Here is a 15140-nt window from a genome sequence, read left to right on the forward strand (position 1 = left end):
AACTCCATGGATGAAATGGATTCATCCAGACTGATTTTTGTTCAGTTGAAGTGGGACAGCACTGAGCTCCAAGCTGCAAGCCACCAGCAGTTTTAGTTTAGTCCCAAGGAGAGTCAGATGAGTACAGTTCTTGCGATTCATGCCAGCCCACGGGGTGAACGTTCGCACTCCCGGCATTTGGCGGAAGTCTTTCTGTCGGCCTGGCAGGCCCGTCACCCGCAATCGAAGCTGACCCGCCGCGAAGTCGGCCGGGCCTTGATTCCACCGGTGAACGAAGCGTTCGTGGCCGCCGCGTTCTATCCCCAACCCGATGCGCGACCGCTGTCGATGCAAGCGGACCTGGCGTTCAGCGACACGCTGGTCGACGAGTTGCTCGGGCATGACCTGCTGGTGATTTCCACGCCGATGCACAATTTCAGCGTCCCAAGCGGCTTGAAAGCCTGGATAGACCAGATCGTGCGGCTGGGGTTGACCTTCAATCACACCCTGGATAACGGTATCGCGCAGTACGAGCCGCTGGTGCAGGGTAAAAAGGCCTTGATCGTAACCAGTCGCGGCGGTTTCGGCTTCGGCCCGGGCGGCGAACTGGAGGCCATGAACCATGCGGATACTCTTCTGCGCACGGCGCTGGGTTTCATCGGCATCACCGATGTCACCGTGGTCGCCGCCGAAGGCGAAGAGTCCGAGGCGCGCACCTTCGAAGTCTCTGCCGCCGAAGCGGAGCAGCGCTTGTTGGCCCTGGCCAGGGAGTTCTAGATGGCCTGGCTGTTTTTGCTGATCGCCGCCGGGTTCGAAGTCACCTTCGCCATGGGCATGAAGTACGCCGAGGGCTTCACCCGGCTCTGGCCATCGTTGATGACCATCGTCGCGGCGGTGGGGGGGATTTACTTCCTGACCCTGGCCATGCGCGAACTGCCGGTGAGCATCGCCTACCCGATCTGGACCGCCATCGGTTCGCTGGGCACGGTGTTTCTCGGCTTTGCCTTGCTCGGTGAAAGCCTGACCGCGGTCAAGCTGCTGTCGGTCGGGCTGATCGTGGCGGGTGTGGTGGGGCTGAAGTAGGGCGGATGTCCTAGACTGGTCGTCGGTTTGTCATGTTCGCTGGCGAAGCTTGGCGGATGTCTTGCAAATGCCAGGCGTCACCCCACCGATCACAAGGATGTTCGCCCATGTCGCAAGGTTCGGCCACGCGTTACCCGCTGGTGCTGGTCCCGGGAATGCTCGGGTTTATCCGTCTGGTGCTCTATCCGTACTGGTACGGGATCGCCGAGGCCCTGCGCCGTGGTGGTGCGGTGGTGTTCGCGGTGCAGGTCTCGCCGCTCAACTCCAGTGAAGTGCGCGGCGAGCAGCTGCTGGCGCGGATTGAAGAGATCCTGCGCCAGACCGGTGCCGGGAAGGTCAATCTGATCGGCCACAGCCAGGGCTCGCTGACGGCTCGCTACGCGGCGGCCAAACGCCCGGATCTGGTCGCCTCGGTGACCTCGGTGGCGGGGCCCAATCATGGTTCGGAACTGGCCGACTACCTACATAGGCACTATCCGCATGACAGTGTCATGGGACGGCTGCTGAGCTTGTTGATACGCTGGGTCGCGGCGCTGATGAGCCTGCTGGAAACCGGCTATCGCGGAGAGAAGCTGCCGGTGGATATCCATGCCTCTCATCATTCGCTCACCACTGCAGGCGTGGCACTGTTCAATCAACGTTATCCACAGGGGCTGCCCGACACCTGGGGCGGGCAAGGACCGGAAGAGGTCAACGGCGTGCGTTACTACTCCTGGTCCGGCACCTTGCAACCGGGCAAGACCGATCGTGGCCGCAACCTGTTCGATGGCACCAACCGTAGTTGCCGGTTGTTCGCCCGCACCTTCGTTCGCGAGGCCGGGCATTGCGACGGGATGGTCGGGCGTTACAGCTCGCACCTGGGGACAGTGATTGGCGACGAGTATCCGCTGGACCATTTCGACATCGTCAATCAGTCCTTGGGGCTGGTGGGGAAGGGGGCGGAACCGATCCGTTTGTTTGTCGAGCACGCGGCGCGGCTGAAAGCTGCAGGCCTGTAGGAGATCAGGCAACGCTGGCCTTGCGGCCCAGCACGGTGGTCCAGCGCTCGGAAAGAATCACCCCGCCCAACGTCAACATCCCGCCCACCAGGTGGTACATCGCCAACTGTTCATGCAGCACCACCGCCGCAATCAGCGCGGTAATCAACGGCAGCAAATTGAAGAACAGCGTGGTCCGGCTCGGCCCCAAACGCACCACGGCTTGCATCCACGCCAATGGCGCGACCATCGAGGCCAGCAGGCAGGCATAAAGCACCAACGGAATATTGTGCAGGGTCGGGCCAATTTTCGGTGAGGCGAGAAACAGCGGAAACAACACCACCACCGCTACCAGTACCTGCAAATACAGCAACACCAATGGCGGCAAACGCAGCTGCCATTTTTTCAGCAAAGTGCTGTAGATCGCGTAGGCCAGGGTGGCGATCAGCATCATCGCGTCGCCCAGGTTCACCCCGTGCTCCAGCAGCACGCCAAGGCTGCCGGACGAGACGACCACCAACACCCCGGCAAACGACAGCACCGCACCCGCCAGTGCGCCGAGGGTCAGGCGTTGGCCGAGGCTGATGATCGCCATGGCCAGCGACATCAGCGGCATCAACGACAGGATGATGCCCATGTTGGTCGCGGAGGTCAGGCTCGCGGCGAAATACGCCAGGCTTTGGTAAACCGCCATGCCGAGTACGCCGAGGACAAAGATCTTGCCCAGGTTCGGGCGAATCGACGGCCAGTGGGCAATCACCGGTTTGAGCATGAAGGGTGTGAACAGCAACCCGGCCAGCAGCCAGCGGTAAAAACCGATCTCGGCGGGGTAGATCGCCCCGGCCGACATTTTGGTGATCACGGTGTTGCCGGCCCAGATGAAAATGGCCAGCAGGGGATAAGCGTATTGCATGGGAAAAACCAGAACGTTGATGAGGGTTGATTATCCCTTGTCTGGATACAGCCCTATACTTCGATCCAGACAACCCGCCCCTGATTCCGGACAGCATGACCAGTAAACACATCGACCTGCTGGATTTCACTGAGCTACCCGCCCCGGTCTACTTCCGCTACGCCGATTTCGATGCGCATCGTTTTGCCTCGGCGCATCGCCACCCTTGGGGCACGCTGGAGTATTCGGCCCATGGTGTGCTGCACATGGAAATCGGCGGCAGTCGTTTCATGTCACCGCCGCAATACGCGGTATGGGTGCCCCCCGAGACCGAGCACAGCTTCTACAGCAACCAGCCGATCAATTATCGTGCGGTCTGCCTGGCGCCCACCCTGTGCGCAGATCTGCCACAAGGGGCCTGCACCCTGGCCATCAGCGACATCCTCAAGGCGATCCTCAGGGACTTTGCCGCCCGGGACGTGAAGATCCCCGAGCAGGCCGCGGACAAGCGTCTGGCCCAGGTATTGGTGGATCAACTGCAGCAAGCGCCCGTGCATGAGTGTTATTTGCCCTACGCCAGCAGTTACCGATTGCTTGGCATTCTGGAGGCCCTGCAGGCCGAGCCTGGGGATAACCGGCCACTGGCAGACTGGGCCGCACAGATTCATGTCAGCGAACGCACGCTGGCGCGGCAGTTTGTCCGTGAGTTGGGCATGAGTTTCGGTGAATGGCGCCAACGCCTGCGCTTTCTGACGGCGATCGAGGCGCTGGACAGCCACCGTAGCATCCAGGACGTCGCCTTCGATTTGGGCTACAGCACCGGCTCGGCGTTCATCGCGATGTTCCAGCGCCAGGCCGGGTGCACGCCGGAGCAGTACCGACGTAGCCACCTGGAGACAAGATGAAGGTGTAACAGGCGTTGTCTACACTGCAGGACAAGGCCGTTCCCCTCGGTGCGGCACCAAGGAGAAAACTCCATGAAGATGCTGCGTGCCCCTTTGCTGATGATCGGTTTGCTCCTGTGTTCGCAAGGCTTCGCCGCCACTGACCAACAGAACAAGATGACCACCTGCAACGCCGACGCTACGGCCAAAAGCCTCAAGGGCGATGAGCGCAATGCCTTCATGAGCACTTGCCTCAAGGCGACTCCGGCGGCCAGTGATGCCAAGGCCCTGACCCCTCAGCAGGAGAAGATGAAAACCTGCAATGCCGATGCCGCGACCAAAAAACTCAAGGGCGATGAGCGCAATGCCTTCATGAGTACTTGCCTCAAGGCGACGCCGGCGGCCAATGATGCCAAGACCCTGACCCCTCAGCAGGAGAAGATGAAAACCTGCAATGCCGATGCGGCGACCAAAGCCCTAAAGGGCGATGAGCGCAATGCGTTCATGAGTGAGTGCCTGAAGAAAAAATAATATCGGGTTGAAATAGGTGGGGGCTCCAAGGCTCCCACACATTCCCTAGTGCTGACACCGGATCGCTGGCAGACTGCCAATCCTTTTACGCCGTTCGTTTTGAGGCTGTATGCCAACGTTTTCTCAACGTCAAGTTTTGCTGGTCATCAGCTGGGTCATCATTTTCGGCGGACTGCTGCTGGTGATTCCGCTGCGGTTGCTGCCCAGCCTGTTGGCCGGGTTGCTGGTGTTCGAACTGGTCAACATGCTCACCCCGCAATTGCAGCGTCTGATCGAAGGTCGGCGTGCGCGCTGGCTGGCGGTGGCATTGCTGGGGACTTTGATTGTCAGTGTGCTGTCGCTGATCTTTGCCGGTGCCATCAGCTTTCTACTGCACGAGGCGGAAAACCCCGGCGCATCCCTCGACAAGTTCATGGGCGTGGTCGACCGCGCTCGCGGTCAGTTGCCCCCCTTCATCGATGCCTACCTGCCCGCCAGTGCCGCCGAGTTTCGCGTGGCGATAGGCGAATGGGTCAGCAAGCACCTCAGCGATTTGCAGCTGGTGGGTAAGGACGCGGCGCACATGTTCGTGACGTTGCTGATCGGCATGGTACTGGGTGCGATCATTGCCCTGCAGCGCATTCCGGACCTGACCAAGCGCAAACCGCTGGCCGCTGCCCTGTTCGACCGCCTGCACTTGCTGGTGCAGGCGTTTCGCAACATCGTGTTCGCCCAGATCAAGATTTCCCTGCTCAACACGTTCTTTACCGGGATATTCCTGGCAGTGGTGCTGCCGATGTTCGGCATCAAGCTGCCACTGACCAAGACCCTGATCGTGCTGACCTTCCTGCTCGGCCTGTTGCCGGTGATCGGCAACCTGATGTCGAACACCCTGATCACCATTGTCGGCCTGTCGCTGTCGATCTGGGTGGCGCTGGCCGCGCTGGGCTATCTGATTGTCATCCACAAGCTCGAGTATTTTCTCAACGCGCGGATCGTTGGCGGGCAGATCAGTGCCAAGTCGTGGGAGTTGCTCCTGGCAATGCTGGTGTTCGAAGCCGCGTTCGGCCTGCCGGGGGTGGTGGCAGGACCGATTTATTACGCGTACCTGAAGAGCGAGTTGAAGCAGGTGGGGATGGTCTGATCAGGTCGATATGCGTTGTCTGATCTGACGCCTTCGCTGGCAAGCCAGCTCCTACAAGTGACGCATTACCCGTAGGAGCTGGCTTGCCAGCGAATGTCCCACCTCGGTTTCGGATCAGTCCATCGAACCGTAACGCTTGGCCGCCTCGATCGCCAAGCCACTGCCGATGCTGCCAAAGATATTCCCTTCCACATGCCGCGCATTCGGCAACATTGCCGAAACGCTGTTGCGCAGCGCCGGAATACCGCTCGAACCACCGGTGAAGAACACCGTGTCCACCTGATCGACCCGCACGTCGGCGTCTGCCAGCAACCGGCTGACGCTGTTGCGCACACGCTCCAGCAAATTGTCGATGGCCGATTCGAACAATGCGCGGCTCAGCTCCACACTCAATCCGGGTTCGATGCGGTCCAGAGGGACAATACGGCTATCGACATGGGTCAGTTCGATCTTGGTTTCTTCCGTCAGCATGGCCAGCCAGTGCCCGGCGCGCTGCTCGATCAGCTTGAACAGGCGGTCGATGCCGCCGGTGTCTTCGATGTCGTAGCGCATGCTGCCCAGGGCCAGCTGGGACTTCTGCGAATACACCGAGTTGATGGTGTGCCAGGTCGCCAGGTTCATGTGATGGCTGGTCGGCATGTAGGCGCCGCTCTTCATCCGGCTGCCGTAGCCGAACAGCGGCATCAGGCCCTGCAAGCTCAGTTGCTTGTCGAAGTCGGTCCCGCCGATGTGCACACCGCCCGTGGCGAGGATGTCATCCTGGCGGTTATCCACACCCCGACGCTCTGGCGACAGGCGCACCAGCGAGAAGTCGGAGGTACCCCCGCCGATGTCGACGATCAGTACCAGCTCTTCCTTCTCGATGGTCGACTCGTAGTCGAACGCGGCGGCAATCGGTTCGAACTGGAAGGACACTTCCTTGAAGCCGATCTTGCGCGCAACGTCCACCAAGGTGTCTTCGGCTTCTTTGTCGGCCATCGGATCATCGTCGACGAAGAACACCGGACGACCCAGCACCACTTCTTCGAACTCCCGACCGGCGGCGGCTTCGGCACGGCTCTTGAGCTGACCAATGAAAAGGCCCAGCAGGTCCTTGAACGGCATCGCCGTGCCAAGAACACTGGTGTCGTGCTTGATCAGCTTGGAGCCCAGCAGGCTCTTGAGCGAGCGCATCAGCCGGCCTTCATAGCCTTCCAGGTACTCGTGCAGCGCCAGGCGGCCGTATACCGGGCGGCGTTCTTCGAGGTTGAAGAAGACCACCGAGGGCAAGGTGATCTTGTCATCCTCCAGCGCAATCAGCGTTTCCATGCCGGGGCGCAGCCAACCGACGGTGGAGTTGGACGTGCCAAAGTCGATACCTACGGCACGGGCTGGAGATGCGTTTTTCATGTCTTTCGAGTTCCGGTTAAAAAACGGCCGCGCAGTGTATGCCAGTGCGGCACAGAATCGAAGGCCGGTTATCCGCTAAATCTTGCCGTTCAACGCTTGAAAGACGTGCCATCACCCCCAAACTACCCTGCATCAACCGGATAGCCTCGGGGCGAACACAAGTCGCCCTGCACGCTGCCGATAAACTTCTGATGCGCTGCCCGGTCACAACCTTGAGATCGGTCAACCTCTGCGCTGCAAACAGGCGCATGCTGTGGCAGGTGGCGCGATTTCGATAACGGATGGTGATTCCCGCGATGGACTTCAAAGACTATTACAAGATTCTCGGTGTGGAGCCGACGGCAGACGACAAGGCGATCAAGGCCGCCTATCGCAAGCTGGCGCGCAAATACCACCCTGACGTCAGCAAGGAAAAGGACGCCGAGGCCAAGTTCAAGGACGCCTCTGAAGCCTATGAGGCGTTGAAAAGCGCTGACAAACGCGCCGAATACGACGAATTGCGCCGCTATGGCCAGCATGGTCAACCGTTCCAGGGTCCACCAGGCTGGCAGAGCCGTGGCGGCTTCGGCGGTGGCCAGGACACTGGCGATTTCTCGGACTTCTTCAGTTCGATCTTCGGTAACCGCGGCCCCGGTTTTGCTGGCGGTGGACAACAATCACGTCGCAGCACCGGACGTCGAGGGCAAGACGTGGAAATGGAACTTGGGGTGTTTCTGGAAGAAACCCTGTCGACCGAGTCGAAGAAGGTCACCTTCCAGGTCCCGCAGTACAATGCGGCCGGCCAGCATGTGAGCAACACCAGCAAAAGCCTGAACGTGAAGATCCCGGCGGGCGTGAGCGACGGTGAACGCATTCGCCTCAAGGGCCAGGGTGCTCCGGGCGTCGGCGGTGGTGCCAATGGCGACCTGTACCTGACCATCCGCTTTGCGCCGCACCCGAAATTCGACGTCGAAGGCGAAAACCTGATCATCACGCTGCCGCTGGCACCGTGGGAGCTGGCGCTGGGCACCGAAGTCGCCGTGCCGACCCTGACCGGCAAGATCAACCTCAAGGTTCCGGCGGGCAGCCAGAACGGCCAACGCATGCGCGCCAAAGGCCACGGCCTGTTGAACAAGGCGGGTGAACGCGGTTACCTGTTCATCCAGTTCAAAGCCGTCATGCCCAAGGCCGCAGACGATGACGTCAAGGCGCTGTGGCAGGAACTGGCAAAGAAAGCCGCCTTCAACCCACGAGAAAACTTCTGAACCCAGCGACGGAGTAGCCCATCATGAGCAGCCCCCTGATCGTTCAACTGGACCTGGCAGAATTCTGTGAGGCGACCGACCTGTCGGACGTCTACGTGATCGAAATCGTCGAGCACGGCATCCTCGAACCTCAGGGTGGGCAGCCCAAGGATTGGCGCTTCACCGATTACGAACTGACCCTGGCCAAACGCGCCGCCAAGCTGCGGCGCGATCTGGAGCTGGAATGGGAAGGTGTCGCCCTGGCGTTGGACCTGCTTGAAGAGGTCCAGCAATTGCGGGCGGAGAATCGGATGCTCAAGCAGCGGTTGGGGCGCTTGGTGGTGGAGTAGGTGACGCCTCGATGCGTCACACTTTTCTCGGCAGCACCACGGTAAACAACGTACCGTCTGTTTCGTTCGAACTGACCTCAACCGTCCCGCCGTGCGCTTGCACCACTTCCTTGACGATAAACAATCCCAAGCCGAGGCTGGTGGACGGTTGCCCCAGCTCTTCGTCGGTGCTGCGTACCAATGGATCGAAAATCGTACCGATGTCCTTCTCGGCAATCGGTGCGCCGTAGTTGTGCACCGTGAGGTAAACGGTGTCCGGTTCGCCGCTGAGCGACACCGTGACATCGCCTTTGGTCGAACCATGCTGCAATGCATTGCCGATAAGGTTTTGCAGCAATTGACTCAGCCGCGCGGCATCCCAGACGCCCTGCATATCCCCCGCTACTTTTAACCTTGGATCGCACTCGGGGTTTCCTGCGCACGCCTGGGCAATCGCCTCCTGCGCCACGGCAGCCAGGTCCGTGGGCGCGGGGTCTATCGGCAGGCTTTTGCCCAGGCGGCTGCGCACCAGTTCCAGCAAATCATTGACCATCGCCGCCATATGCCGCGTGCCACGCTTGATGTTGTTGGCGCAGGTCAGTCCAGCGCCTTCCAACGGCGTTTTGCGCATCAGCAATTCGGTGGACATGCTCACCGCCTGCAAGGGCGCACGCAGGTCATGGCCGAGAATTGCCAGGAAGATATCCCGCGAACGATTGACCTGTTCGGCATAGGCAGCGGTGGATTCGGCGAGGGCTTCGTCGATGGCTTCGTTGAAGCGGATCATGTCCTGGAAGTACGACATATCCGGTGATTCCAGGCTGTTGACCCAGAGGCGAATCACACAGGCACGCAGGTGACGAAACTCGCTGGTCATCTGCACCAGATCGAAACCCACGGTGTGCCGAAGCTCGCCATGGCTGGCGCCGGCTTCGTCCAGGCTCGGGGTTTTTTCGGGTCCTTCGCCCTTGGCCTTGGCCAACTGTTCGCTGGCGGTCTGTGCAGTGCTCATGTCGCGGGCGGCGGCCAGCAGTATCGCCTTGGCATGGTCACGCAAGGCCACACGGTCCAGGTTGTCTGCCGCCGGGGTGATGGTTCTGGCGAACTGCTCCCATTCATCAACGATACGGTCCACGTGTTGCCTGATGAAGTCGGGGAGACGCATGGCCAGATTCCTGAGGGATAGGTCTGGCGCATCTTAGCCCTTTTGCCGGGCGCTAAAAACTACCATTACGCGGCGCAAGCACCTGCGGGGGAAATGGGTGCGGTAATTAGTTGTTTTTTAGATTCTCAAATTCAATGCGACGACAGCTGAATAATGATTTTCTCCGTTGTTTTTTAATCTTTTGTTTTTTTAGAACCTCCATAAAACTGATAAGTCAATTTACCGCATAAGGATGTGCAAGATGAGCCAGGTATCGGGTTCTCCCGAAATAGAAGTGCTGTACTCATATAGCGTGGGGCAGCAAAACGCCTACCGTGATTATCTTCTGAGCAAGTTGCCGACGCCGATAAGGGATGCTCCACCCTCGCGCCTGGTCTCGCTCGCCAACGCACAACCGGGCTTTCCTGATTGGTACATGAATGCGCGTTCAATAGACCGCCAGTACCTCAAGGATCTTATTGGCGAGCGCTGGCGTTTGCAGGGGGCATTGGAAACAACGCTGGAAAATTTGCAGCAAGACATTAATGCCTTTGCCGAGCCCTTACTGGTCTGCGCGTTGAAAGACGAGTTGGAGCTGGAGCTGGACGTCAATGCCACAGTGATTCGATTGTATATCCCGGCTAATCTGTTTCCTGGTATCGATAATAATGCGAGTCGGATTCGACAATCTACATTGCTTGAGGCGGCCCTGCATAACTTCGAGGAACCAGAGACACTGGCAGGGGCGTTTCGTGATGGCTCCGGCATCTTCACCGTTGACAGTACCAACGCGTTGCAGCGGCATGCATTGATCGTTGAGAAATTTGCAATCCTGTGCCGCAAACTTGATCTGGGTGCACAATATCAGCGACATATAAAGGCATTGCTGATGCCCGAGGGCACCGATTCAGGCGAAACAGTCGCACAACAGACCATCAACATCGAAAAGGCCGCTTTCAACGAATCGATTTGCATCGCTCATCTGAAAAATGACGTGTCTTCCGCAAGTTACGCAAAGCTGCAGCAGGTTCGCGACGAGAAACAAGGCATCCTCCTGGGTAATCGTCCCCTGTTATCCCATCGTCTATCGCTGATGGGCTTCAACCTGTCCGGAATCGTATTGTTCAGCGCCGTTGCGGACCCTTCACAAGTCAAGCGACTTTATGACGGCCTGGTTCCGCAGCACCAGCGAACGCTCATGGAGTGGTCGCGTCGCCTGACGTTATTGCCTGGACAGGAATTCGATCAGTTCAAGTTGCTGAAGGCATTTTTCGCCAATGGCCCCAAGGCTTTGGTCGATGCCATGCTGCAACGCAATGATATTTACCAGCAGAGTCGCCTTGATGGAACGTTGCTGGTTTACGTGCCCGATGACCCTGATCACCCCGTCAAGGAGTATGACTCCGTGGCGGACTTCATGAAGGAACTGGTGAGCCAGCTGCGCTCGCCAAGTTATCAGCAGTTTTTCAGCCGTTTTGTTGCACAGAAGGATAAGGGCAGGTTTTTCGCCCGGGTGCGCGAGCGCTTGAGCACATTCACCTGGACTGCGCGCGGACCATTGGACATGGGGCCCTGGTGGCGCGAAACCGCCGTCGAGAACCCCAATGCCGAACCTTTCACCAACATCATCCAGGGGGCGTTATGGCCGCAACTGGGTCGTTGGCGCAGGGAAAAGGCGATTGCTGACGCGCGGCAAATCGCGGTGCTCACCGATGATGAAGACGCCACCACCCGCTGGAACAGGCTGAGCACTTACCTGAACATCGGCTGGAACGTGTTCAATTTCGGCGCCATGCTGGTTCCAGGGCTGGGCGGACCGCTGCTGGCCGTGATGGTCGGGCAAATGCTGTTTGAAACCATGGAAGGTATCGAAGAGTGGAGCAAGGGTGACAAGGAAGAAGCAGCGGCTCACCTGGTCGGGGTCATGATCAATGCCGCGCAATTGGCCCTGATGGCAGCAGGGCATGTTCTGCCCACCGGTGCACCGGTGCCGGTCAAGCCGTCTTCCCTCATCGACGGGCTGAAGCCGGTTCAACTGCCCGATGGCAGCGTACGACTGTGGAACAGAAACCTCAGCCCCTACGGCCATGATATCGCTCTCCCTGCAGAGGCGAAGCCCAACGAGCTTGGCTTGTTCCGGCACGGTGACAAAGACATTCTCAAGCATGAAAACAAACGCTTTGAAGTGCGTAACGACCCGCGCACCAGCCAGCCAGCCTTGCAGCATCCGAACCGGCCCAAGGCGTATCAACCCAAGCTTGAGCACAACGGTGCGGGAGGGTGGAAGACCGAGCTCGACCGCCCGATCGAGTGGGACAATGCCACGCTCATGCGCAGAATGGGGCCGGCAACCGAAAGCCTCTCCGACGCCACTCTGGAGCAGATCCGTATCGCCAGTGGGGTGGAGGAGGGCGAACTACGCAGGCTGCATGTCGTCAACGATCCACCACCCGCCGTGCTGACCGATACGCTCGAACGTTTCAAGACTTGGGCCGATGTGGGTAAATTGCCCGAGCAGATTCGGCTTGGCGTGGTACCGCAAGCGTTCACTGAGCAGGTACCCCGCTTACTGCTTGAAGTGCCTGGATGGCCCGGGCACATCGGCATCGAACTCTTTGAAGGTGCCGAACACTGGGGGCCGTCGATGAAACTCGGTGACCTCGACGCATCGCCAGCGAATACCTTGAAAATCACCCGCGCTGAAGTCCTCTCAGGGAAACTGCCTGAGTTTGCCGTGAAATTCATAGGCGAAAACGACATTCACGCCATGCTTGGGCAGGGTATTTCCCGAGAGCAGCCCATGCGGATCAATGCGTTGAGAAACAAGCTCGCCGAGCAAGCGAACATCCGGCGCGAAACCCTGTTTGCAGCGCTCAACCGCCAGAAACAGCAAACGGGCTCCTCGCCGGTGGTGGCGCTGCAGGATGCTTTCAGCGGACTGTCCACGGCAGCTGCCGAAGCGTTGCTGGCCGACGTCGCCCCCGAGGATTTGCTCAAGATCACTGACTCGTCGCACATCCCCCTGGCGCTCAGGGAGCGTGCGCGAGTCTCTGTACTGACATCACGAGCTGCACGCGCTTATGAGGGATTGTTCCTTGATCTGCCCTACAGTGCGGACACCGAGCGTCTGGCGTTGCACTCGTTGCAGGCATTGCCTACTTGGCCCGAAAACCTGCGAATCGAAATCCGTACCTCTTCATTTGACGGGCCGCTGAGCAACAGCGTCGGTCCTCGGGATGCCGCCATTCGCCGGGTTCTGGTCAGCGAAAACGGCCAATACGAGGCTCGAGATGCCGATGATCTCCACCTGCATGGGCCCGACGACTTGTACGCTAGCGTGTTGCATGCTTTGCCCGACGCCGAGCGCGACGCCTTGGGGTATCAGATCAATCAGGGCGCCACACTCAAGCAGACCATTCAACAGGCGCCATTGCCACGAGACAGGTTTAACGTCCTGCTGGCGGACAATCCCATCCGCAAACCGTCGTACGATCCGGTAACCATGCGCCTGCGAGGCGGCATGCGCGGCGCTTTTCGGGGGCTGGATCAGGCCAGGGGACAACTGACAGCCCAGGAGCGTGTCCGTGTCGTACGCCCCGGGTGGTCGGAGGCTGAAGCCCAGGTTTACCTGCGGGCCGGTGGCAGTGAGGCGAGTATTGAGCAAAGGGCAAGCGCACTTGAAGCCGAATTCAATCGGCTCAACGCGAATTTTCAACGCTGGCTGAACTCACCGACCCAATCGTTCCGATACTCGTCCGCCGGCATCGCCGAATGGCAGGCTCGTAACGCGGTGTACAAAGCCGTCAGGGAAGCCTGGCAGCAGACCGGCCTGCGCGACGTGGATTCATCCGGTGACTTGCAAGGCGCGGTACTCGATCTCCACGATCTCCCAATGGGGCGGCATTGGGAGACCATGCCGGCATTGGAGGGCAACTTCGATCACGTCACCCGACTCGATCTGTCCAACACCGCATTTGACGATGGTCACATAACCTTCCTCGACCATTTTCCCCGCTTGCGCTCGCTCAACATCAACGGTAATTCGCTCACGAGAGTTCCAAATGTCATTGGGCGCATGCGCAACCTGACCGAATTGAGCCTGCGCGGAAACCGAATTGTGCTGGACCCACAAGGGATTGCCGACCTGGCTGAACTCACCGAGCTTCATACGCTCGATCTTGTGGGCAATCCTCTGCGAGAGGCTCCCGAGATTGGCAGGATGAGAATGTTACATACGGTCTTGCTGGCCGATACAGGTATTCGAACCTGGCCGAGCGGACTGTTTTCGCAACCGCGGTTCCGCCATTTTTACCTGGATATCCAGCGCAATCTGATCACGGATATACCGGTGGTGCCTCGAGGTTCAGTGCAGGCCGAACTGCTGGCGCGAACAGTGGTGAGTCGCGATCCGGAATTTCTCTCGGCCAGCCATTTGCAGACGCTGCGCGATTACATCGAGTCTGTCGGCCTGGACCCTGATAGACCCTATCCGCCTCGTGGCGTGCGCGACAGTCTCGATTGGGAAGAGGGCCTCTCACGCCCCGAGTGGGTCACTCGGCAGAAAATCTGGAACAGCGTCGAGGATGAGACCGGATCGGTCCCGTTTTTCAACGAGATCCGTAAGCTGACCATGTCCTCACATTATGTTCATGACACGCTCTACCGAGTCGATCTGACGGCCAAGGTGTGGCGAATGCTTGATGCGATGTCCAAGAACAGCGAGTTGCGCCTGAAACTGTTCACCATGGCCTCCCCCGGCACCGCGTGCGTCGATGCTGGAGCGCAGTTGTTCAACGCCATGGGCATGGAGGTACTGATCCATGAGGCTTACGAACTTGCCAATCCAGGCCTGGTAGAGATCGAACTGGCCACGCTGGCTCGGGGCAAGTCGCGCCTGGACGAGTTGACCCGGATCGCCCACAAGACGGTTTCCGAGCGCCTGGAGCAGGGCGAGCATTTCAGGCGAGTGGATGCCCTGGGTCAGGTTGAAGGGACTATCGACGAAGTTGAAGTTCATATGGCCTTTATGACGGATCTCGCTGATCGGCTGGACTTGCCCTGGCAGTTTCGCAAGATGCAGTTCCGAAAGATTGCGGGTGTCGACAAGGCAATGATTGATGCGGCCTATCGAAGAGTGTTGGACCTTGAGGAAGGAGAGTTGCTGGATGAGTTGCTCGTCGACCAGCAGTTCTGGTCAACCTACGTCGAAGATTCCAACCGTAGCGCCTTCACAAGCTTCAGACGCAGGACCAGCGCTACGACGGATTTCTACATGGCACTACAGAAGCGCGTGAATGACTCTACCCTTTCCCTTGAGGAGAACGCCCGACTCAACATCGAGATCAGGGGGCTCGCCGCAGAGCTGGGCAAACCGGAAAGTGCGTTTGCCCCTGGCCGCGTCATGACTGAAGCGCAGTACACCGCTGATGTACAGGCGATAGAGGATGAAAAGAGGGCGTTGCTCAAGACTTTGACACGTCAGGCGATTGACCGGGCAAAGCTGCAGCGGGTAGAAATTCCCTTTACCGTTCAACCGGCAAGCTGATCGCTGTCGATATCGCAGGAACCTGGCGCGCCAGGTTCCTG

General features: G+C 59.1%; 11 protein-coding genes and 2 pseudogenes. 10 read left to right on the forward strand and 3 right to left on the reverse strand.

Annotated features, from left to right (window positions below):
* Positions 1 to 117: 117 nt before the first annotated feature.
* From HFK74_RS14280 to HFK74_RS14290, 3 genes are all read left to right on the forward strand, one after another.
* On the forward strand, positions 118 to 756 hold the full coding sequence (locus HFK74_RS14280) for an FMN-dependent NADH-azoreductase (protein ID WP_180204051.1): 639 nt from the start codon (positions 118 to 120) through the stop codon (positions 754 to 756).
* Positions 757 to 1062: a multidrug efflux SMR transporter gene (locus tag HFK74_RS14285; RefSeq protein WP_046819737.1), complete on the forward strand. Its 306-nt coding sequence runs from the start codon at positions 757 to 759 to the stop codon at positions 1060 to 1062.
* A 107-nt stretch (positions 1063 to 1169) separates the two neighbouring features.
* Positions 1170 to 2060 (forward strand): triacylglycerol lipase, encoded by an 891-nt coding sequence (locus HFK74_RS14290; RefSeq protein ID WP_180204052.1) that lies wholly within the window; start codon positions 1170 to 1172, stop codon positions 2058 to 2060.
* Positions 2061 to 2064: 4 nt separating this feature from the next.
* On the opposite strand, the gene HFK74_RS14295 is transcribed toward HFK74_RS14290, so the two are convergent.
* A complete protein-coding gene (locus tag HFK74_RS14295; protein WP_180204053.1) occupies positions 2065 to 2952 on the reverse strand; it encodes a DMT family transporter in 888 nt (295 codons plus the stop codon).
* Between the two features lie 95 nt (positions 2953 to 3047).
* Between HFK74_RS14295 and HFK74_RS14300 the strand changes: the two genes are divergently transcribed.
* The 4 genes and pseudogenes from HFK74_RS14300 to HFK74_RS14310 all read left to right on the forward strand — a co-directional run bounded on the left by HFK74_RS14300 (position 3048) and on the right by HFK74_RS14310 (position 5469).
* Positions 3048 to 3836 (forward strand): helix-turn-helix transcriptional regulator, encoded by a 789-nt coding sequence (locus HFK74_RS14300; RefSeq protein ID WP_180204054.1) that lies wholly within the window; start codon positions 3048 to 3050, stop codon positions 3834 to 3836.
* A gap of 72 nt (positions 3837 to 3908) precedes the next feature.
* Positions 3909 to 4205 (forward strand): annotated as a pseudogene (locus tag HFK74_RS14305) (PsiF family protein); the annotation flags it as partial.
* A 45-nt stretch (positions 4206 to 4250) separates the two neighbouring features.
* Positions 4251 to 4346, forward strand: a pseudogene (locus tag HFK74_RS33485) (PsiF family protein); the annotation flags it as partial.
* Between the two features lie 109 nt (positions 4347 to 4455).
* On the forward strand, positions 4456 to 5469 hold the full coding sequence (locus tag HFK74_RS14310; RefSeq protein ID WP_180204056.1) for an AI-2E family transporter: 1014 nt from the start codon (positions 4456 to 4458) through the stop codon (positions 5467 to 5469).
* A gap of 114 nt (positions 5470 to 5583) precedes the next feature.
* On the opposite strand, the gene HFK74_RS14315 is transcribed toward HFK74_RS14310, so the two are convergent.
* Positions 5584 to 6858: an Hsp70 family protein gene (locus HFK74_RS14315; RefSeq protein WP_180204057.1), complete on the reverse strand. Its 1275-nt coding sequence runs from the start codon at positions 6856 to 6858 to the stop codon at positions 5584 to 5586.
* A gap of 296 nt (positions 6859 to 7154) precedes the next feature.
* Between HFK74_RS14315 and HFK74_RS14320 the strand changes: the two genes are divergently transcribed.
* Positions 7155 to 8102 carry a DnaJ C-terminal domain-containing protein gene (locus HFK74_RS14320; protein WP_180204058.1) on the forward strand — a complete coding sequence of 316 codons (948 nt, stop codon included), beginning with the start codon at positions 7155 to 7157 and terminating at the stop codon, positions 8100 to 8102.
* Between the two features lie 23 nt (positions 8103 to 8125).
* Entirely contained in the window at positions 8126 to 8431 is a 306-nt protein-coding gene (locus HFK74_RS14325; protein ID WP_180204059.1) for a chaperone modulator CbpM, read from the forward strand.
* 16 nt (positions 8432 to 8447) lie between these two features.
* On the opposite strand, the gene HFK74_RS14330 is transcribed toward HFK74_RS14325, so the two are convergent.
* The gene (locus HFK74_RS14330) at positions 8448 to 9575 is read right to left on the reverse strand and encodes a sensor histidine kinase KdpD (RefSeq protein ID WP_180204060.1); all 1128 of its coding nucleotides are present in this window, start codon (positions 9573 to 9575) and stop codon (positions 8448 to 8450) included.
* Positions 9576 to 9816: 241 nt separating this feature from the next.
* Between HFK74_RS14330 and HFK74_RS14335 the strand changes: the two genes are divergently transcribed.
* Positions 9817 to 15099, forward strand: a complete 5283-nt coding sequence (locus HFK74_RS14335; RefSeq protein ID WP_180204061.1) for a DUF6543 domain-containing protein — start codon at positions 9817 to 9819, stop codon at positions 15097 to 15099.
* Positions 15100 to 15140: the final 41 nt, after the last annotated feature.

The organism is Pseudomonas sp. SbOxS1 (assembly GCF_013416725.1).
Lineage (GTDB): Bacteria > Pseudomonadota > Gammaproteobacteria > Pseudomonadales > Pseudomonadaceae > Aquipseudomonas.